This window comes from Pseudonocardia petroleophila (assembly GCF_014235185.1).
In the GTDB taxonomy this organism is placed as follows: domain Bacteria; phylum Actinomycetota; class Actinomycetes; order Mycobacteriales; family Pseudonocardiaceae; genus Pseudonocardia; species Pseudonocardia petroleophila.
Map to the genome: position 1 here is coordinate 762,142 of NZ_CP060131.1, position 17,762 is coordinate 779,903.

Sequence of the window (17,762 nt, forward strand, 5' to 3'; positions counted from 1 at the left end):
CTGCCGTGGGTGGGGGCCGGGGAGGTGCCCGGATGAGGACGGCGGAGCGGCCGCGTGCGGCGCACGGGCACAGGGCCGTGTCGCCCGGACCCGCGGGACCGGGGGCCGGGACGTCGCGTCGTCGCCACCCCCGTCGGGTGACGACCTGTAGGCTCACGCAACCGGCGACCGGACCGTGACCGTTTCCTACTGCTTGACGATCGACAGCCTGCGCCTTGCAGTGACCGGCTGTCAAGCGCTGGTGCACTGAGCGTCAAAAGACGATGCTCACACGGCCGGCCGGCAGCGATCGACCAGAGGAGCGGCGTGACGGGACCCACCGCACCGGCCGACGTGCCGGTCACCCTGAGCGCGCTCATCCGCAGCCGCATGGTGGAGCACGGGTGGTCCTACACGGACCTGGAGAACCGGTCCGGCCACGCACTGACCCGCGGCCGGTGGCAGCAGCTCGGATCCGGCACGCCGCAGAAGCGGTTCCCGGACCCCGCCTCGCTGTCGGTCATCGCGACCGTCCTCGACGTGGACGTCACCACCGTGGTGCTGGCCGCGGCCCGTGCGGTCGGACTGGACGTCCGCACGCAGGGCAGCGCGCTCGCCGCCCTGCTGCCCGAGGGCACCGAACGGCTGCCCGACGTCATGCGCGACGCGATCCTCACCCTGATCCGCGCGGCGGTCGCCGACGTCGCGCAGGACGGACCCGCCGCGGCCGCCCGGCGGCCGGACGCCGTCGTGGACTGGCCGAAGTCGGCGGCACCGTCGCGGCGTCGTCACGACGGCCCAACCGACGAGCGGCGCGCTGACAGTCGGTGACCGGCACCCGGACCCGGTTCGGCCGAACCGGTACGTCCGGCCCGCAGGTGCAACGCCACCCCGCCGACTGTCGCTATACCTCCGTACGACTCGAACTCGGCCACGACCACTGGGCGAGACCCGCTCCGTGCTGCCACGCCAGGACCTTGCGACACAGCGCCGCGCACGACCGCACGAGGAGCCGCTCCGTGCTCTGCTCACGCCCGCACCCGCACCCGCCCGCGCTCGGCCGACCATGGGGATGAGGACGTCGGCGGCCGCCGAGGAGCTCGTCGAGGGCGTCCGGACGCTGGCCGACATCGTGTACGTCCCGATGCGGGACTCCGTCGCCCGGATGGAGTGGACCGATCGCGGCTGGGTGCTCTACATCGACACCGACAGCTCCCACGAGGACCGCTGCTGGGCCATGGCCGGGGTGCTGCGCCTGCTCACCTCCCGGTCGGCGGAACCCGTCTGCACCATCCCGCGGCAGGGGATCCGCCTCGTCCGGTGACCCGCCCCGCACCTACCCCAGACCGGCGGGCTTCTCCGGGGTGGCGAGCCAGGTGGTGAACAGGTCGTCCAGCTGCCGGCCGGAGACCTCCTCGGCGAACGCGACGAAGTCGGCGGTCGTGACGTTCCGCCCCGCCCGCGTCGCCGCCCACTCCGGGAGGATGCGGAAGAACGCCTCGTCCCCGACGGTGGTGCGCAGTGCGTGCAGCGTCATCGCGCCACGGACGTAGACCGGCTCGTCGAAGATCCCCTCGGGTCCGGGGTCGCCGATCGCCACCGTCCAGAACGGGTCGTCCGGCGGGAGGGCCCCCACGGCGTCGAACTGCTGCTGCACCGTCGCCGAGCCCTCGCGCTCGGCCCACAGCCACTCGGCGTAGGTCGCGAAGCCCTCGTTGAGCCAGATGTCGCTCCACCGGGCCAGCGGGAGGCTGTCGCCGAACCACTGGTGCGCGAGCTCGTGCACGACGACCGAGTCGCCGGAGACGGCGTCGGAGAAGAAGCTCGGCGCGTAGATCGGGCGGGTCTGGTTCTCCAGCGCGAACTCCAGCCGCGGCTCGTCGTCGACGATCCCGCCGGCGACGTCGAACGGGTAGGGACCGAACACCTCCTGCAGGTAGCCGAGGATCTCGGGCTGCCGCGCCAGCGACGCGCGGGCGACGGGCCCGGCCGCGCCGAGTCCGGGCGCGAACGCGTCCCAGTAGCGGATCCCGTCCCGCTCGTAGGCCTGCACGTCGAACGCCCCTATTGCCATCCCCGCCAGGTACGGCGCCATCGGCGCCTCGGCGACCCAGGTGGTGGTCGTCAGGCCGCCGCTGCTGGTCGTGGACTCGAGCACGCCGTTCGCGATCGCGGCCAGGCCGTCGGGCGCGGTGATGCGGAAGGTGAACGCGGCGGGGTCGAGGGGGTGGTCGTTGGCGGGGAACCAGGTCGCGGCGACGTCCGGCTGCCCGACGACGAGCGCGCCGTCGTCGGTGGCGAAGAACCCGGCCGACCCGAACCCGTCCTCGACGAGCTGCGGCACGCCGTCGTAGGTGACGACGGTGGTGAACGCGGCGCCGTCCGCGATCGGCGCCGCGGGGGTGACGACGAGCTCGCCCCCGTCGCGGGTGAACGCGGCGTCGGCCCCGTCGACGGTGATCCCGCGGACCTCCAGCCCGGACAGGTCGAGGTGGAACGCGGAGAGTCCCTGCGTCGCGCGCGCCGACACCTGCGCGACGCCCGCGAGGACGTCGGTGGCCGGGTCGTAGGTGACGTCGAGGTCGTAGCGGTCGACGGCGTAGCCGCCGTTGCCGTCGAGCGGGAAGTACGGGTCGCCGATGCCGGGCGCACCGGGTGTCGCCTCCGGCTGCGCCGTCGCCGCGGCCGGCGCGCAGGCCGGGAGCAGCGCCAGTCCGGCCGTCACCATCAGTGCCGCGATCCGCCTCATGGGGGACGAGGTTACGACTCCAGCTCCCCGTCCGGTGTCGCGTCGACGCCGGACCTGCGGATCCCGAGACCCGTCAGCGGGCCGTCGCCGTCCTCCACCTCCAGCAGCGCGAGCAGGACGTGCCCGGTGCCGACCGTCTCGTGCTCCAGCCGCAGCGCCTCCCGGAACGTCAGCTCGAGCGCCTTGCGGGCCGGGGCGTCGAAGGGGACCAGGGCCGGGACCTCCGCGGCGGGTTCCGGGAGCACCGCGGTCGCGGCGGCGCGCACGGCGTCCGGCTCCACCCCCTGCGCGGCGAACGCGGCAGCGGCCGCGGTACCGGGCTGGGCGAGCAGCCCGAGCACGAGGTGCGCGGGGGTGATGGTGTCGTTGCCGGCCGCGTGCGCCGCGTTCTGCGCAGCCACCACGGCACCGCGGGCGGGAGGGGTGAAGCGGGCGAAGTCGTTCGCCGTCGCGTCGGCCTTCGGCACGAACCGCTTCTGCACGGCCTGCTTCGAGACGCCCATGCTCGCGCCGATCTCCGTCCAGGACGCGCCGGAGCGGCGGGCCTGGTCGACGAAGTGGCCGATGAGGTGGTCGGCTACGTCCCCCAGTGCGTCGGCGGCGATCACGGCGCCGGACAGGCGCTCCAGCGGTTCCTCGTGGACCGAGGAGATGGCGGCGATCAGGTCGTCGAGCCGGACGAGGTTGTTCACGCGGATCGTCATGCGTCAACCGTAGGTTGACGATGAGGGTCCGTCAACCTCGGGTTGACGATGGGTCAGGCGCGCCCGCGCAGCGTCGCGACGCCGGGTCCCTCCAGGTCGTCGCAGAACGCGCCGCGGCCGGCCATCGCCATCACCAGTGCGACGGTGTCGCCGCGCACTGCCGGCCCCTCCCCGGTCGCGAACGGCCCGTCGACGGCCTCCAGGCGCAGCCCGGCGACCGCGGTCCGGCCGGCCACGGTGAAGTCGCGCGAGGCGAAGAAGCGGGCGACCTCCGTGGCCGCCTGCACCGACGGGGCGTGCGGGATCCCGAGGGGACGGCGGACGTCGCCCGCGTGGACGACGACCTCGCCCAGCCACGCCGGGGTGTGCCCGGACGGGGCCGTCGTGCTCGGGACGACCGCGCGGAACCGCTCCAGGGTCTGCGCCGGCGTCGCGCCGCGGTGCTCGGCGAGGCGGCGGGCGTTGTGCCGGTCGGCGTCGAACCGGGCGCCGACCATGCTGCGGATCCAGCGCAGCGGGCCGACGCTCGCCGCCGCCGTCAGGTGGGCGACGACCTCCTCGACCGTCCACCGGCCGCACAGCGAGGGCGCGGCCCACTGCTCGGGAGCCAGGTCGGCGAGATCGGCGACCAGCGCGGCGCGCTCGTCGTGGACGAGCGACCACACGGACTCGCGGGACAGGGGCACGGGGAACCTCCGGTGTCGGACGGGCTGACGGGGAGGAGACCCGGCCCGCACCCCGGAATCATCGCCGCGACCCCCGCGGATCGTCGGGGGGCGGCGCTACCGTCGGGCCATGACCACGTTCCCGGACCGCCCGCACACCGCCCTGCTCGTCGTCGACGTCCAGACCGGCGTCGTCGCGGAGGCGCACGACCGCGACGCGGTCGTCGGCGCCGTCGCCGCGCTCGTCGACCGCGCGCGCCGCGACCAGGTGCCGGTGGTGTGGGTGCAGCAGACCAACGACGAGTTCCGCCGGGGCAGCGACGGGTGGCGCATCGTCCCCGAGCTGGCCCCCGCCGACGGCGAGCCGCGCATCGAGAAGCAGCACGGCGACTCCTTCGAGGCCACCGACCTGGCCGAGGTCCTCGCCGGGCTGGGGGTCGGGCGCGTCGTCGTCGCTGGCGCTCAGACCGACGCCTGCATCCGCGCCACGCTGCACGGCGCGTTCGTGCGCGGCTACGACACGGTGCTCGTCACCGACGCCCACACCACGGAGGACCTCACGGCGTACGGCGCCCCGCCGCCCGCCCAGGTCATCGCGCACACCAACCTGTACTGGGGGTTCCAGAGCGGCCCCGGCCGCACGGCCACCACCGCGGTCGCCGCGGAGGTCGACCTCGTCGGGGCGGCGGGCTAGCCGATCGCGAACACCCCGTAGCCGAAGCCGGCGACCGACACCGCGTCGCCGTCGACCTCCACGCCGTGGACGAGCAGGGGTTCGGCACCCCGGGCGTGCGGGGTGCCGATCCCGGCGGGCTCGCGCCGCGGGTTGACGACGACCAGGTGGGTGTCTCCGCGCAGGTAGGCGAGCGGGTAGCCGTCGTGGATCACGCGGGTGCCCGCGCGTCCGCCGAGGGCGGGGGTCGCCCTGCGCAGCGCGACGAGCCGCCGGACCAGGTGCAGCGTGGAGTCCGGGTCGCGCTCCTGGGCGGCGACCGTCGGCCGGTCCGGGTCGGGGTCGACCGGCAGGTACAGGCGCGCGGGGTCGGCGGCGGAGAAGCCGGCGTTGGGCCCGTCGTCCCACTGCATCGGGGTGCGGCAGCCCGAGCGGTTGTAGGCCGGGTTGCAGATCGACCCCTCCACCTCGGGCAGACCGGGCAGGTACCGCATGCCGATCTCGTCGCCGTAGTAGAGGCAGGGCACCGATCCCCAGGTGAACAGGAACGTCAGCGCCGCCCCGAGCTGCTCGGCGGTGCGCGGGCCGCAGCACAGCCGGTCGAAGTCGTGGTCGGCCGTGGAGAGGATCACCGGCCGCGCGGGGTCGGCGTCGCGGATCGCGTTCCACGCGTCGAGGAACGGTCGGGTGCTGCCGCGGCCGGCGGCGTCGAAGAAGGGGTCGCGGGGCTCCTGGAAGGGCAGCAGTCCGGCGGCGTGGTTGTCGAACAGGCTCGCGTGCTCCTCCTTGATGACCAGGAGGAAGTCCGCGTGGAACGCGAGCGGCCCGGCGGTGCGGGGCTCGTCGCCCTCCGGGACGATCACCGCCCCGGGGTGCGTCGCGTCCATCCACTCGCGGATCTCCCGCCACAGCGCGGCGGTCAGCGGGTTGCCCCGCGCCGCGGCGCCGTCGTCCTTGACGAGCGAGAAGGCCATGTCGACGCGGAACCCGGCCACGCCGCGCTCGAACCAGAACGCCATGACGTCCTTGAGCGCCTGCACGTTGCGCCGCGGACCCGGGTCGGTGACGGCGTCGCGCCACGGCTCGTCGGTGGTGGCCCAGCCGAAGTTCAGGGCGGGCTGCTCGTCGTAGAAGTTCTTGAGGTACCAGCCGGGCCGCGGCCCCGGGGACGGCACCCAGGCGGGGGTGCCGGGGAGGTCCGCGGACCAGGCCCGGCGGGGTTCCTCCGCGGCCCACACGTACCGGTCGCCCTCGGGATCGGGGCCCGCGGCGTGCAGCTCGCGCTGGAACCACGGGTGCTCGACGGAGGTGTGCCCGGCGACGAGGTCGAGCAGGACCCGGATGCCCCGCTCCCCCGCCTTCGCGACCAGCTCGACCATGTCGTCGTTGGTGCCGTACCGGGGGGCGATGCGCAGGTAGTCGGCCACGTCGTAGCCCGCGTCGACGAACGGGGAGGCGAAGCACGGGTTGAACCACAGCGTGTCGACGCCGAGCGAGGCGATGTGGTCGAGCCGCTCGATGACGCCGCGGAGATCGCCGATGCCGTCGCCGTCGGAGTCGGCGAACGACTGCGGGTAGATCTCGTAGAGCACCGCGTCGCGGAGCCAGTCCGCGCTCCCCGCCACTGCCAACGTATAGCGCACCGGGGGTCTTGCGGCAAGACCCGGGTGGTGCCGCATGATCTCCCGTCGACGCCATGACCTGCGGGAACGGGGAACCACGGATGCAGTACGTGCTCGACCTCCGGGAGATCGACCTGACGCGGACCGCGGCCGCCGGCGGCAAGGGCGCGCACCTCGGGGAGCTGTCGCGGATCGACGGCGTGCGCGTGCCGCCCGGTTTCGTCGTGACGACCGACGCCTTCCGGCGGGTCCTGCGTGACGCCCCCTCGCTCGACGACCGGCTGGACCGGCTCGCGCACCTGGACCCGGGCGACCGCGACGCCGTCCGCACCGCCGCTGCGGAGATCCGGCGGACCGTCGAGGGCATCGCGATCCCCGACGACCTGGCGGCGGCGATCACCGGCGCGCTCGCCCGACTCGGCGACGGGACCCCCTGCGCGGTCCGGTCGAGCGCGACGACGGAGGACCAGCCGACGGCCTCCTCGGCGGGCCAGCAGGACTCCTACCTCGACGTCGTCGGAGCCTCGGAGGTGCTGGCGCACGTCAGCCGGTGCTGGGCGTCGCTGTTCACCGAGCGGGCCGTCACCTACCGCCTGCACGGCGCTGTCGACCACCGCGGGGTCGGCATGGCCGTGGTCGTGCAGCGGATGGTCGACGCGCAGGCCGCCGGGGTGCTGTTCACGGCCGACCCCGTCACCGGCAACCGGAGGGTCGCCGCCGTGGAGGCCGTCCCCGGGCTCGGCGACGCCCTCGTGTCGGGGCGGGTCGACGTCGACGGCTGGACGGTGCGCGACGGCGGGATCGTCACCCGGTCGATCGCCCCCGAGCCGCACGCGCTGCGCGCCGCGCCGGACGGGGGGACGCGGGAGCAGCCGGCGCTGACGGACGACCAGGTCGTGGCGCTGGTCGAGCTCGGCCGCCGCATCGAGGCGCACTTCGGCCACCCCCAGGACATCGAGTGGTGCCTCGACGACGACTGCGTCCAGATCGTGCAGAGCCGCCCGATCACGACGCTGTTCCCCGTGCCCGTCACCGACGCCGCGGGCAACCGCGTCTACGTCTCGGTCGGGCACCAGCAGATGATGACCGACCCGATGACGCCGCTCGGGCTGTCGGTGTGGCAGCTGACGACCCCCCGCCCGATGGCCGAGGCGGGCGGGCGGCTGTTCGCCGACGTCACCCCGATCCTGGCCTCGCCCGCGAGCCGCGCCGGCCTCCTCGACGTCGTCGGCAGGTCCGACCCGCTCATCGGGGACGCGCTGCAGAACCTCGTCGCCCGCGACGGGTTCCTGCCTCCACTCCCGGACGACGGTCCCCCGACGGCGGTCCCCGGCGTCGAGCCGGCCACGGTCGAGACCGATCCCGACCTGGTCACGGCGCTGGTCCGGCGCAACGAGGAGTCCGTCGCCGCGGCGGAGCGCGCGATCCGCTCGACGTCCGGGACCGCGCTGCTCGAGTTCGTCCTGGCCGACTTCCAGGAGCTGCGGCGGATCCTGTTCGACCCGGACAGCACCCAGGTGATCATGGCCGGGATGCAGGCGTCGTGGTGGCTCGACGACCACCTGCGGGAGTGGCTGGGCGAGACGAACGCGGCCGACACGCTCACGCAGTCCGTCCCGCACAACGTCACCTCCGAGATGGGGCTGGCGCTGCTGGACGTCGCCGACGCGGTCCGCCCGCACCCCGACGTCGTCGCGTTCCTGCAGGACGTCGAGGACGACGACTTCCTCGACCGGATGGACGGGCTCGCCGGCGGACCGGAGGCGCGCGCCGCGATCGAGGGCTACCTGGACCGGTACGGCGCACGCTGCGTCGGCGAGATCGACATCACGCGGCCGCGGTGGAGCGAGCGGCCGACCACGCTGCTGCCCGTGCTGCTCACCGACGTCCGGAACGCCGCGGCGGGCGACGGACCGCGCCGCTTCGAGCAGGGGCGGCAGGAGGCGCAGGCGAAGGAGCGGGAGGTGCTGGAGCGCCTGCACGCCCTGCCGGACGGGGCGGCGAAGGCCGCGGACACGAAGCGGATGATCGACCGCGTCCGGACGTTCGCGGGGTACCGCGAGTACCCGAAGTTCGGGATGGTCCGCCGCTACGCGCTCTACAAGCGGGCCCTGCTGGCGGAGGCCGGGCGCCTGGTCCGGGCCGGCGTGCTCGACGACGTGGAGGACGTGTTCTTCCTGCGGCTCCAGGAGCTCCACGACGTCGTGCGCACGCAGCAGGCCGACCTCGGGCTCGTCCGCCGCCGCCGGGAGGAGTTCCGGTCCTACCGGGCGCTCACGCCGCCGCGCGTGCTGACCTCCGAGGGCGAGGCCGTCGCCGGGGCGTACCGGCGCACCGACCTGCCGGCCGGCGCGCTGGCGGGCCTGCCGGTCTCCGTCGGGACCGTCGAGGGGCGGGCCCGCGTCGTCCTCGACCTGGCCGATGCGGATCTCGAACCGGGCGACATCCTCGTCACGGCGTACACCGACCCCAGCTGGTCGCCGCTGTTCGTCGCGATCGCCGGCCTGGTGACGGAGGTCGGCGGCCGGATGACCCACGGCGCGGTGGTCGCCCGGGAGTACGGCCTGCCGGCCGTCGTCGGGGTGGAGCACGCCACCCGGCTGATCGAGGACGGGCAGCGGATCCGGGTCGACGGGACCGCCGGCCACGTCGAGGTCCTCGACCGGGACCGATGAGCCGGCACCGATGAGTACGGGGCGCCCCCGACGTCGGATCGGCATGCACCCCACCACGACCGCCCGCCGCCTGTTCGAGCTCCTCGAGCCGATCTGCCTGGTCACCTACTTCGCCGACGAGTCCGGCGAGGAGCTGGCCGCGCTCGGGCACCGCACCTACTGGGACGGCTACTTCGCCGCCCGCGCCGCCCCGCTGGGTCGGGTGCCGGCGGCGGTCGTCGACGCGGCCTTCTACAGCTTCGCCGACGGGGAGGTCGCGCGGCACATCCCGAGCGCGTGGGAGACGGTGCCGCCGGAGGTCTCCTTCGCCGCCTGGCGGCGGGGCAGCGCGGCGTCGGTGCGGCGGATCCTCGGCGACGAGCTGGCCGACTCCCCCGGCCTGGCCCGCGCCGCCGACCTCGTCACGACGGCGGCGACGGGCGCACCCACGCAGGGCCGGGTGCTCTACGCCGGCTGGCGCACCCTGCCGGTGCCGACCGACCCGGTCACCCGGCTGTGGCACTCCGCCACCATGCTCCGCGAGCACCGCGGCGACGGACACGTCGCCGCCCTCCTCGGGGCGCGGATCGGCGGCACGGAGGCCCACATCCTCTCCGCGGTGGAGATGGGCATCCACCCGCCGGAGACGTTCGGGCGCGTCCACCACCTGCCGGAGGAGCGCCTGGCCGCGGTGATGGACGGCCTGCGCGAGCGCGGGCTCGTCGACGCCGACGGCCGGTTCACCGACGCAGGCCGCGCGACCAAGCACCGCATCGAGGACCTCACCGACGAGCTCGCCGCCGCGCCCTACGACGCCCTCTCCGCCGACGAGCTCGCCGAGCTGGTCACCGAGCTCGAACCGATCACCGCGAGGCTGGTGGCCGCGGGGTCGCGGTGACGGACGCTCACGGCGCGGCGGGGACCAGCAGCGCCAGTTCCGGGTGCGACTGCGCCAACCCCTCGTCCAGGGTCGCCAGCAGGGCGTCGGAGCGCGCGGCGACGAGGCCCACGAGGTAGGCGTCGGTGACCTGCCGGTGGCCGCGGACGCGGGACAGATCCGCCGCGGCGTAGGACAGCGAGTCCGGCCAGAGCACGCAGCCGGGCAGGGCGTGCACCGCACGGAGCACCTGCTGCGCCACCGCGGCGCTCTCCCCCACACGGACCAGGAAGCGGACCAGCGCCCCCTCCACCACGGGGCAGACCGCGAACTCCCCGATCCCGGCCGCCCAGGCGGACGCCCGCGCGTGGTGCTCGTGGTCGGCGACCGTGAGTGCGATCAGCACGTCCGCGTCCAGGAGGTGGGTCGTCACTCCTCGTCCAGCGCGGCGGCGACCTGCTCCGAGGTGACCCGACGGCCGATCGTGACGACCGGGAACCCGGAGCGCTCGTCGGTGCCGATCACCACCGGCTCGCCGAGCTGGGCCAGGCCGCGGACGGTGAGCTCGGCGACCACGGCCGACAGCGAGAGTCCTCGGCGCTTGGCGATCTCCTGGGCGCGCCGGTGCACGGCCGGGGGGAGGTCGACGGTGGTGCGCACCACCGCATCGTAGCTGCATCAGAGGTGATGCAGGGCTACACGTTGAAGCGGAACTCCACCACGTCCCCGTCGGCCATCACGTAGTCCTTGCCCTCCATGCGCACCTTGCCCGCCGCCTTCGCCGCGGCCATGGAGCCCGCGGAGATCAGGTCGTCGTAGGACACGATCTCGGCCTTGATGAACCCGCGCTCGAAGTCGGTGTGGATCACGCCGGCGGCCTGGGGGGCGGTGGCGCCCTGCGGGATCGTCCAGGCGCGGGCCTCCTTCGGCCCGGCGGTGAGGTAGGTCTGCAGGCCCAGGGTGTGGAAGCCGGCGCGGGCCAGGGAGTAGAGGCCGGGCTCGGCCTGCCCGATCGACTCCAGCAGCTCCCGGGCCGACTCCTCGTCGAGCTCCAGCAGCTCCGACTCGACCTTCGCGTCGAGGAACACCGCGTCGGCGGGCGCCACCAGCTCGGCGAGCTCCTTGCGCTTCGCGTCGTCGGTGAGCACGCCCTCGTCGGCGTTGAAGACGTAGAGGAACGGCTTCGTCGTGAGCAGCGTCAGCTCGCGCAGCGGCTCGGTGTCGACGCCCGCGGCGAACAGCGTGGTGCCGCCGTTGAGGATCTCCACCGCCTTCTCAGCGGCCTCCAGGACGGGGCGGCGGTCCTTCTGCATCCGCGCCTCCTTGGTCAGGCGCGGGACGGCCTTCTCCAGCGTCTGCAGGTCGGCGAGGATCAGCTCGGTGGAGATCGTCTCGATGTCGGACGCCGGGTCGATGCGGTCGTCGACGTGGATGACGTCCGGGTCGTCGAACACGCGCACGACCTGGCAGATCGCGTCGGACTCGCGGATGTTGGCGAGGAACTTGTTGCCCAGACCGGCACCCTCGGACGCGCCCTTGACGATCCCGGCGATGTCGACGAACGACACCACGGCCGGCACCTGCTTCACCGAGCTGTGGATCTTCGCCAGCTCGGCGAGCCGCGGATCGGGCAGCGGCACCACCCCGACGTTGGGCTCGATCGTGGCGAACGGGTAGTTCGCGGCGAGCACGTCGTTGTTGGTCAGGGCGTTGAACAGCGTCGACTTGCCGACGTTGGGCAGGCCGACGATGCCGAGGGTGAGAGACACGAGGTACCAGCGTAGTCGCCGCCGCCGGACCGCTCGCAGGCGCGACTCGCGCACGGTGGAGGCCCGACCCGCGGGGGGCGGGACGGCCGTTCCGCGCGTTGGGCCGTTCGGCGGTACTGTCCGTGCCCTGACCAGACGTCGAGGAGGGCCTGTGCGCGCAATCGTCCGGACGATGCTCGCGGCCGCGGCCGGGGCGGCGCTCATCGCCAGCGGCACGACGGCGATCCGGCTGTCCGACGAGGCGGTCGCCGACACCGCGGCCGCCCGGGTCGACGACGCCGACGCCACCTCCCGGGCCGGGATCGTCCCCGAGCTCCCGGCCGACGAGACCCGGTCCGAGCCGGTGGCCGCGGTGCCCGAGCCCGTCGCCGAGCCGGCCCCCGAGCCCGTCGCCCGCCCGCTGCGCGCCACCGAGCCCGAACGCACTCCCGGGACCGAGCGCGCCCCCGAGCCCGTCCGGCGCGCGGCCCCGGCCCGGCCCGCCGAGCCGGCCCCCGCACCGCGTCCCGCCCCGGCACCCGAGGTGCAGCCGGCTCCCGCGCCGGCCGCCCCCGTCACCCGCGACGAGCCGTCCGGCGACGAGGAGGAGTCCGGCCCGCCGCGCGACACCGACGGGGGCGGCGACAGCAGCGGCGACGGCGGTTCCGGGGACGGCGGTTCCGGGGACAGCAGTGCCGGGGAGAGCGGGGACCGGCCCGCCACCCTGCTCGGCCGCGTCACCGAGCCCCTCGGCGTGTCCTGCGGCGGGGCGCTCGGAGCGGTCTGCGGCTGAGCGGCGTCAGTCGACGGCGTCGAGCCGGTAGCCCATCCCCCGCACCGTGACGATCCGCTCCGCCCCGAGCTTGCGCCGCAGGTAGCGGACGTAGACGTCGACGACGTTGGAGCCCGGGTCGAAGTCGTAGCCCCACACGTGCGAGAGCAGCTGCTCGCGCGTGAGCACCTGGCCCGCGTGCCGCAGGAACGTCTCGGCCAGCGCGAACTCGCGCGCCGAGAGGTCGACGGTGCGGCCGCCGACCAGCGCCCGCCGGGTGCGCAGGTCGAGCTGCAGCCCGCCGTGGGTGAGCACGGTCAGCTCGGCGGAGCGCTCGGTGGTCAGCCGCAGGCGCACCCGGGCGAGCAGCTCCTCGAACCGGAACGGCTTGGGCATGTAGTCGTCGGCTCCGCCCTCCAGCCCGGCGACGGTGTCCTGCACGCTGTCGCGGGCCGTCAGCACGATCACCGGGATCGTGCAGCGGTCGGACCGCAGCTTGCGCAGCACCGCGAAGCCGTCCATGCCGGGCAGCCCGATGTCGAGGATCAGCAGGTCGTAGCCGCCGGTGACGGCGTAGTCGAACGCCGAGAGCCCGTCGGCGACGACGGTGGTGACGAACCCGTTCGCCGTCAGCCCCTTCTCGACGAACGCGGAGATCCGCGGCTCGTCCTCGGCGATCAGGATCCTGCTCACGGGCTCTCCTCGGTGAGTACCGCCGGGACGACGACGGTGAACGTGGCACCCCGGCCGACGACGCTGTCGAGCAGCACCTGGCCTCCGTGGGCGACCGCGATGGCGCGGATGATGGACAGGCCCAGCCCGGCGCCCTCGGAGCGCGGGCCGGTGGACGTGCCGCGGGCGAACCGCTCGAAGATCCGGGCCCGGTCGGCCTCGGCGATGCCGGGGCCGGAGTCGGCGACCCAGAACCGCAGCAGCCCGCCCGCGAGCTGCGAGCCGATCGCGATGCGGTCGCCGGGGCGGGTGTAGCGCACCGCGTTGTCGGCGAGCGCGACGAGCGCCTGCGTGACGCGCTGCGGGTCGACCACGGCGTCGACGCGCGCCGCGGTCTCCAGCACCCACTCGCGCTCCCCCAGCTTGACGATCTTGCCGAACACGTCCTCGGTGAGCTCGCCGATGTCGGTCGGCTCGGGGTGCAGGAACGTCGGCTGCTCGGAGCGGGCCAGCAGCAGCAGGTCCGACACCATGCGGTTCATCCGCTCCAGCTCGTCGTCGACGAGCTCGACGGTGGAGGCGACGTCGGCCGGGTCGTGGGCGTCGAGGACCTCGAGGTGCCCGCGGACGATCGTGATGGGCGTGCGCAGCTCGTGGCCCGCGTCGTCGACGAAGCGGCGCTGGGCGTCGACGCCGGTCTCGACGCGGTCGAGCATGGCGTTGACGGTGCGGACGAGGTCGCGCAGCTCGTCGCGGTCGTCGGCCGGTCCGGGACCGAGCGGGATGCGGCGCGAGAGGTCGGTGTCGGTGATGGAGCGCGCGGTGTCGGCGACGTCGCGCAGCGGGCGCAGGATCCGGCCCGCCACGAGCCAGGCACCGCCCGCGGCGAGCAGCGCCGTCAGCGCACCGACCAGCAGCATCACCCGCGCCGCCCCGTGCGCCGCCTCCCGCTCGGCGTCGGCGAGGTAGGCCGCGACGATGACGCCGGTGCTGCCCCGCGGGTCGGCGAACTCGATGGGCACGGCCAGGTAGAGCACCTCGCCCGCGCTGCTCTCGTAGGTCGCCTGGACCGGCGCGGTGACGCCGCCGACGAGCGCGGTGAACGCCGGGTCGTTCTGCAGCACGGCGGGGGCGGCGTCGGCGCGGCGGCTCTGGTAGGCGAACGCGCCGTCGACGTAGCCGAGGAACTTCTCGTTGGGCCGCGCCTGGTTGTAGGCGATCGCGGCGTCCAGCACGTCGCCGACGGACTGGAACGGCGCGCCGTCGCGGGGGTTGACGCCGTCGGCGACGACGGAGCCGAACTCCTGCACCTCGTTGAGCAGCGCCGCCCGCATGCGGGCGTCGACGTCCTGGATCAGCAGCCGCCACGTCACGACGGTGACGACCCCCAGCGCCAGCAGGACGAGCGCGAGAACCCACCCGACGATCCGGGTGCGCGCGGTGCCCGGCAGGCGCAGCCGCGTCGTGCTCGTCATGGGGTCCTCGGGGAGCGGGGGCGGGACGGGGTCGTCCGGCGCGGTGTCGTCGTCCCGGGCAGCGTCGCAGGCCCGGCCGTCCTCGTCATCGTCGGTCGGTCATCGTCGGTCGGTCATCGTCGGCCGTCAGTCGTCGTCGAGGTCGTCGTCGGGCCCGTCGTCGTCATCGTCGTCGTCGTCGACGGCCGGTGGGGGCGCGACGTAGCCGTTCGGGTCGCGGGGCGCGTCCGGCGGCGCGGCGGGGGCCTGCGGCGGGGCGGGGGCCGCCGGGTCGACCGCGGCGGGCGCCTCGACCCGGATGGGCTGCACGGGGGTGGGGTCCTCGGACGCGGCCCGCACGGAGGTGACACCGACCGCGACCCCGGCGACGACGAGCACGCCGATCGCCACGGTCAGGGGGGTTCGCATGCGGTCGATCCTGGGCGATCGGGGTGACCGCCGGGTGAGAGTCGGATGAGACGCCTCTCATCCGGGCCGGCGGGCCACGTCCGATTCCCGCCAGTGCGCACCTGCCGCGAGTGGCAGAGTCGCTCCCGTGCCCCTCGACCACGACCGTTGCTACAACGCGCTCGCCTCCCGCGACGCGCGTTTCGACGGCCACTTCATCGCCGCCGTGCGGACCACCCGGATCTACTGCCGCCCGTCCTGCCCGGCCATGAAGCCCAAGCGCGCCAACGTCGAGTTCCTGCCGACCGCGGCCGCGGCCCAGCTGCGCGGGTACCGCGCGTGCCGCCGCTGCCGGCCCGACGCCGTGCCCGGCTCGCCGGACTGGAACGCCCGCGCCGACCTCGCCGCGCGCGCGATGCGCCTGATCACCGACGGCCTCGTCGAGCGCGACGGCGTCGGCGGGCTCGCGTCGTCCCTGGGCTACTCGACGCGCCAGCTCACCCGGGTGCTCACCGCGGAGCTGGGCGCCGGGCCGCTCGCGCTCGCCCGCGCGCACCGCGCCCACACCGCGCGGCTGCTGATCGAGACGACGCCGCTGGGCATGGCCGACGTCGCGTTCGCGGCCGGGTTCGCGAGCGTGCGGCAGTTCAACGACACGGTGCGCGAGGTCTACGGCGTCGCGCCGACGGTGCTGCGCACCGAGGCCGGGCGACGCCACCCGGCCCCGGTCGCGGGCACGCTCGTGCTGCGGCTGCCCTACCGCGCCCCCTTCGACGCCGACGGCCTGCTCGCGCACTTCGCGGCGCGCGCGCTGCCGGGGGTCGAGCGCGTCGCCGACGGGCACGTCGCCCGCACGCTGCGGCTGCCGCACGGGCCCGCGACCGTCGAGCTGACGCCGTCCGACGCGCACGTCCGCGCGACGCTGCGCCTGGCCGACCCACGCGACCTCGGTCCCGCCGTCGCCCGGCTGCGGCGCCTGCTCGACCTCGACGCCGATCCCGTCGCCGTCGACGAGGTGCTCGGCGCCGACCCGGCCCTCGCGCCGCGCGTCGCGGCCGTGCCGGGGATCCGCGTGCCCGGCACCGTCGACGGGCTGGAGACGGCCGTGCGCGCGGTGCTGGGGCAGCAGGTCTCGCTGGCCGCGGGCGTCACGGCGACGGCCCGGCTCGCCACCGCGCTCGGCGAGCGCCTCCCGCCCGCCCTCGCCGCGGACGGCCCGGACCTGCTGTTCCCGACGGCCGGGGCGATCGCCGAGCACGGGGCGTCCGTGCTGGCCGGCCCCGCGCGGCGGATCGCGACGGTCGTCGGGCTGGCCGCGGCCGTCGCCGACGGGTCGCTCGTGCTCGACCCCGGGCGCGACGCGGCCTGGCTGCGGCGGTCGCTCGTCGCGCTGCCCGGCATCGGCCCGTGGACGGCCGGCTACCTCGCGATGCGGCTCGTCGGTGACCCCGACGAGCTGCTCGCCACCGACCTCGCGGTGCGCCACGGCGCCGCCGCGCTCGACCTGCCGTCCGATGTGGACGGCCTGACCGCACGCGCCGGGGCGTGGCAGCCCTGGCGCTCCTACGCCGCGACCCACCTGTGGCGCGTCGCCGCAACGACCCCCCGGAGGAGACCATGAGCATCCACTCCACACTGGACACCCCGATCGGCCCGTTCACGGCCGTCGTCGACGACACCGGCGCCGTGCTGGCCTCGGGCTGGACGGCCTCGCTCGACGACCTGCTGCCGCTGATCCACCCGACGCTGCGCCCGTCGTCGACGACGGAGGGCGACCTCGGCGCCGTCGGCGAGGCGATCACCCGCTACCACGCGGGCGACCTGTCGGCGATCGACGACGTGCCGGTGCGCCAGCGCAGCGGCGAGTTCCTGCAGCACGCCTGGGACGTGCTGCGCACCGTGCCCGCGGGCGCCCCGGTGACGTACACGGAGTACGCCGCGAAGTCGGGCCGCCCCGCGGCGGTGCGGGCGGCGGCCTCGGCCTGTGCCCGCAACGCCGCGGCGCTGTTCGTGCCGTGCCACCGGGTGCTGCGCACCGACGGCACGCTCGGCGGGTTCCGGTGGGGTGTCGAGGTCAAGCAGCGACTGCTCGACCACGAGCACGCCCACTGAGCGGGTTCAGCCGCCGATCGCCGTCGACTGCTGCAGCCGGATCAGGCCGAAGACGGTGTTCGACTCGTCGAGCGTGCTGGTGCGGATCTCCCAGGTGTAGGGCAGGTTCTCGTAGACGCCGGTCGAGATCGTCACCCCGTTGGAGTTCGCCGCGGTGTAGAGCGCGCCCTGCGTGACGCCGCCGACCTGCCACTGGTCGTTGTCCTCCACCCGCGGGCCGAGGTCGGCGGTGTCCTGGTACCAGGACTGCGCGGCCGCCTGGTCCGGCCACTCCGCGAAGATCACCGTGGCGTTCGGGGCGGCGGCGGAGAAGTCGCAGGTGTACGCCTCCGTCGGGACCGCGCCGCTGCCGGTGCGCACGTCGCTGCCCGCGGGGGCGCAGGTGGCGTCGTCGACGTCTGGGAAGACCCGGGCCAGCGCGCGCGACTCGGCGGCCGCCGACGTCGTGGGCGCGGCCGCCGACGTCGTGGGGGCGGCGGTCGTCGGCGCCGCGGCCGGTGGCGCCTGGGCCGGGGTGGTGCCGCCGCACGCGGCCGCGCCGACCAGGACGAACGCCCCGATCACCGCACGGACACCGATCGAGCGCGCGCGCTCTCCCATGACTTTCTCCTTCTTCCGCCGCCCCGGCCCCGCCGGTGGTCGACCACGTCGCGCCCCGCCGCCTGCTGCTGGA

The 17,762-nt window shown here is 75.0% G+C and carries 19 protein-coding genes; 8 read left to right on the forward strand and 11 right to left on the reverse strand.

Going from position 1 to position 17,762, the window contains the following annotated elements:
* The first annotated feature begins 306 nt into the window (after window positions 1–306).
* The gene (locus H6H00_RS03760; RefSeq protein WP_185719971.1) at window positions 307–810 is read left to right on the forward strand and encodes a hypothetical protein; all 504 of its coding nucleotides are present in this window, start codon (window positions 307–309) and stop codon (window positions 808–810) included.
* Window positions 811–1,051: 241 nt separating this feature from the next.
* Complete coding sequence (locus H6H00_RS03765) at window positions 1,052–1,303, forward strand: hypothetical protein (RefSeq protein ID WP_185719972.1); 252 nt, start codon at window positions 1,052–1,054, stop codon at window positions 1,301–1,303.
* A gap of 12 nt (window positions 1,304–1,315) precedes the next feature.
* Here H6H00_RS03765 and H6H00_RS03770 read toward each other — a convergent pair whose 3' ends face one another.
* The 3 genes from H6H00_RS03770 to H6H00_RS03780 are packed head-to-tail and all read right to left on the reverse strand — an operon-like array spanning window position 1,316 to window position 4,118.
* Window positions 1,316–2,728 (reverse strand): M1 family metallopeptidase, encoded by a 1,413-nt coding sequence (locus H6H00_RS03770; RefSeq protein ID WP_185719973.1) that lies wholly within the window; start codon window positions 2,726–2,728, stop codon window positions 1,316–1,318.
* Between the two features lie 11 nt (window positions 2,729–2,739).
* Entirely contained in the window at window positions 2,740–3,432 is a 693-nt protein-coding gene (locus H6H00_RS03775) for a Clp protease N-terminal domain-containing protein (RefSeq protein ID WP_185719974.1), read from the reverse strand.
* 53 nt (window positions 3,433–3,485) lie between these two features.
* The gene (locus H6H00_RS03780; RefSeq protein ID WP_185719975.1) at window positions 3,486–4,118 is read right to left on the reverse strand and encodes a maleylpyruvate isomerase family mycothiol-dependent enzyme; all 633 of its coding nucleotides are present in this window, start codon (window positions 4,116–4,118) and stop codon (window positions 3,486–3,488) included.
* Between the two features lie 109 nt (window positions 4,119–4,227).
* Between H6H00_RS03780 and H6H00_RS03785 the strand changes: the two genes are divergently transcribed.
* Window positions 4,228–4,791 carry an isochorismatase family protein gene (locus H6H00_RS03785; RefSeq protein ID WP_185719976.1) on the forward strand — a complete coding sequence of 188 codons (564 nt, stop codon included), beginning with the start codon at window positions 4,228–4,230 and terminating at the stop codon, window positions 4,789–4,791.
* Here the strand turns inward: H6H00_RS03785 and H6H00_RS03790 are convergent.
* Window positions 4,788–6,395 carry an alpha-amylase family glycosyl hydrolase gene (locus tag H6H00_RS03790; RefSeq protein WP_255425562.1) on the reverse strand — a complete coding sequence of 536 codons (1,608 nt, stop codon included), beginning with the start codon at window positions 6,393–6,395 and terminating at the stop codon, window positions 4,788–4,790. The genes H6H00_RS03785 and H6H00_RS03790 overlap by 4 nt on opposite strands.
* Before the next feature lie 98 nt (window positions 6,396–6,493).
* Between H6H00_RS03790 and rph the strand changes: the two genes are divergently transcribed.
* The gene (gene rph, locus H6H00_RS03795) at window positions 6,494–9,067 is read left to right on the forward strand and encodes a rifamycin-inactivating phosphotransferase (RefSeq protein ID WP_185719978.1); all 2,574 of its coding nucleotides are present in this window, start codon (window positions 6,494–6,496) and stop codon (window positions 9,065–9,067) included.
* Window positions 9,068–9,110: 43 nt separating this feature from the next.
* The gene (locus H6H00_RS03800) at window positions 9,111–9,944 is read left to right on the forward strand and encodes an SCO6745 family protein (protein WP_185719979.1); all 834 of its coding nucleotides are present in this window, start codon (window positions 9,111–9,113) and stop codon (window positions 9,942–9,944) included.
* 7 nt (window positions 9,945–9,951) lie between these two features.
* On the opposite strand, the gene H6H00_RS03805 is transcribed toward H6H00_RS03800, so the two are convergent.
* Genes H6H00_RS03805 through ychF form a run of 3 tightly spaced genes read right to left on the reverse strand, consistent with a single transcriptional unit; the run spans window position 9,952 to window position 11,692 of the window.
* Entirely contained in the window at window positions 9,952–10,356 is a 405-nt protein-coding gene (locus H6H00_RS03805) for a TA system VapC family ribonuclease toxin (RefSeq protein ID WP_185719980.1), read from the reverse strand.
* The gene (locus tag H6H00_RS03810) at window positions 10,353–10,583 is read right to left on the reverse strand and encodes a hypothetical protein (protein WP_185719981.1); all 231 of its coding nucleotides are present in this window, start codon (window positions 10,581–10,583) and stop codon (window positions 10,353–10,355) included. The genes H6H00_RS03805 and H6H00_RS03810 overlap by 4 nt, the downstream gene beginning before the upstream one ends.
* A 35-nt stretch (window positions 10,584–10,618) precedes the next feature.
* On the reverse strand, window positions 10,619–11,692 hold the full coding sequence (ychF, locus tag H6H00_RS03815) for a redox-regulated ATPase YchF (RefSeq protein ID WP_185719982.1): 1,074 nt from the start codon (window positions 11,690–11,692) through the stop codon (window positions 10,619–10,621).
* A gap of 151 nt (window positions 11,693–11,843) precedes the next feature.
* On the opposite strand from ychF, the gene H6H00_RS03820 reads away from it, so the two are divergent.
* Complete coding sequence (locus H6H00_RS03820) at window positions 11,844–12,464, forward strand: hypothetical protein (RefSeq protein ID WP_185719983.1); 621 nt, start codon at window positions 11,844–11,846, stop codon at window positions 12,462–12,464.
* Between the two features lie 6 nt (window positions 12,465–12,470).
* Here H6H00_RS03820 and H6H00_RS03825 read toward each other — a convergent pair whose 3' ends face one another.
* The 3 genes from H6H00_RS03825 to H6H00_RS03835 form a co-directional block, all read right to left on the reverse strand.
* Window positions 12,471–13,136 (reverse strand): response regulator transcription factor, encoded by a 666-nt coding sequence (locus H6H00_RS03825; RefSeq protein WP_185719984.1) that lies wholly within the window; start codon window positions 13,134–13,136, stop codon window positions 12,471–12,473.
* The gene (locus tag H6H00_RS03830) at window positions 13,133–14,590 is read right to left on the reverse strand and encodes a sensor histidine kinase (RefSeq protein WP_185719985.1); all 1,458 of its coding nucleotides are present in this window, start codon (window positions 14,588–14,590) and stop codon (window positions 13,133–13,135) included. The genes H6H00_RS03825 and H6H00_RS03830 overlap by 4 nt, the downstream gene beginning before the upstream one ends.
* Before the next feature lie 126 nt (window positions 14,591–14,716).
* The gene (locus H6H00_RS03835; protein WP_185722931.1) at window positions 14,717–14,998 is read right to left on the reverse strand and encodes a hypothetical protein; all 282 of its coding nucleotides are present in this window, start codon (window positions 14,996–14,998) and stop codon (window positions 14,717–14,719) included.
* Window positions 14,999–15,125: 127 nt separating this feature from the next.
* Here H6H00_RS03835 and H6H00_RS03840 point away from each other — a divergent pair, with 127 nt between their 5' ends.
* Window positions 15,126–16,598 (forward strand): AlkA N-terminal domain-containing protein, encoded by a 1,473-nt coding sequence (locus tag H6H00_RS03840; protein ID WP_185719986.1) that lies wholly within the window; start codon window positions 15,126–15,128, stop codon window positions 16,596–16,598.
* Window positions 16,595–17,089, forward strand: coding sequence for a methylated-DNA--[protein]-cysteine S-methyltransferase (locus H6H00_RS03845; RefSeq protein ID WP_185719987.1), 495 nt, complete (start codon window positions 16,595–16,597; stop codon window positions 17,087–17,089). Before H6H00_RS03840 ends, H6H00_RS03845 begins: the two co-directional genes overlap by 4 nt.
* 6 nt (window positions 17,090–17,095) lie before the next feature.
* Here H6H00_RS03845 and H6H00_RS03850 read toward each other — a convergent pair whose 3' ends face one another.
* Entirely contained in the window at window positions 17,096–17,689 is a 594-nt protein-coding gene (locus H6H00_RS03850; protein WP_185719988.1) for a hypothetical protein, read from the reverse strand.
* Window positions 17,690–17,762: the final 73 nt, after the last annotated feature.

Bases quoted from the DNA above. Each gene is read 5' to 3' on its own strand.
- H6H00_RS03765 (WP_185719972.1), top strand. From the start codon at position 1,052: ATGAGGACGTCGGCGGCCGCCGAGGAGCTCGTCGAGGGCGTCCGGACG.
- H6H00_RS03770 (WP_185719973.1), bottom strand. From the start codon at position 2,728: ATGAGGCGGATCGCGGCACTGATGGTGACGGCCGGACTGGCGCTGCTC.
- H6H00_RS03775 (WP_185719974.1), bottom strand. From the start codon at position 3,432: ATGACGATCCGCGTGAACAACCTCGTCCGGCTCGACGACCTGATCGCC.
- H6H00_RS03785 (WP_185719976.1), top strand. From the start codon at position 4,228: ATGACCACGTTCCCGGACCGCCCGCACACCGCCCTGCTCGTCGTCGAC.
- rph (WP_185719978.1), top strand. From the start codon at position 6,494: ATGCAGTACGTGCTCGACCTCCGGGAGATCGACCTGACGCGGACCGCG.
- H6H00_RS03800 (WP_185719979.1), top strand. From the start codon at position 9,111: ATGCACCCCACCACGACCGCCCGCCGCCTGTTCGAGCTCCTCGAGCCG.
- H6H00_RS03830 (WP_185719985.1), bottom strand. From the start codon at position 14,590: ATGACGAGCACGACGCGGCTGCGCCTGCCGGGCACCGCGCGCACCCGG.
- H6H00_RS03835 (WP_185722931.1), bottom strand. From the start codon at position 14,998: ATGCGAACCCCCCTGACCGTGGCGATCGGCGTGCTCGTCGTCGCCGGG.
- H6H00_RS03845 (WP_185719987.1), top strand. From the start codon at position 16,595: ATGAGCATCCACTCCACACTGGACACCCCGATCGGCCCGTTCACGGCC.
- H6H00_RS03850 (WP_185719988.1), bottom strand. From the start codon at position 17,689: ATGGGAGAGCGCGCGCGCTCGATCGGTGTCCGTGCGGTGATCGGGGCG.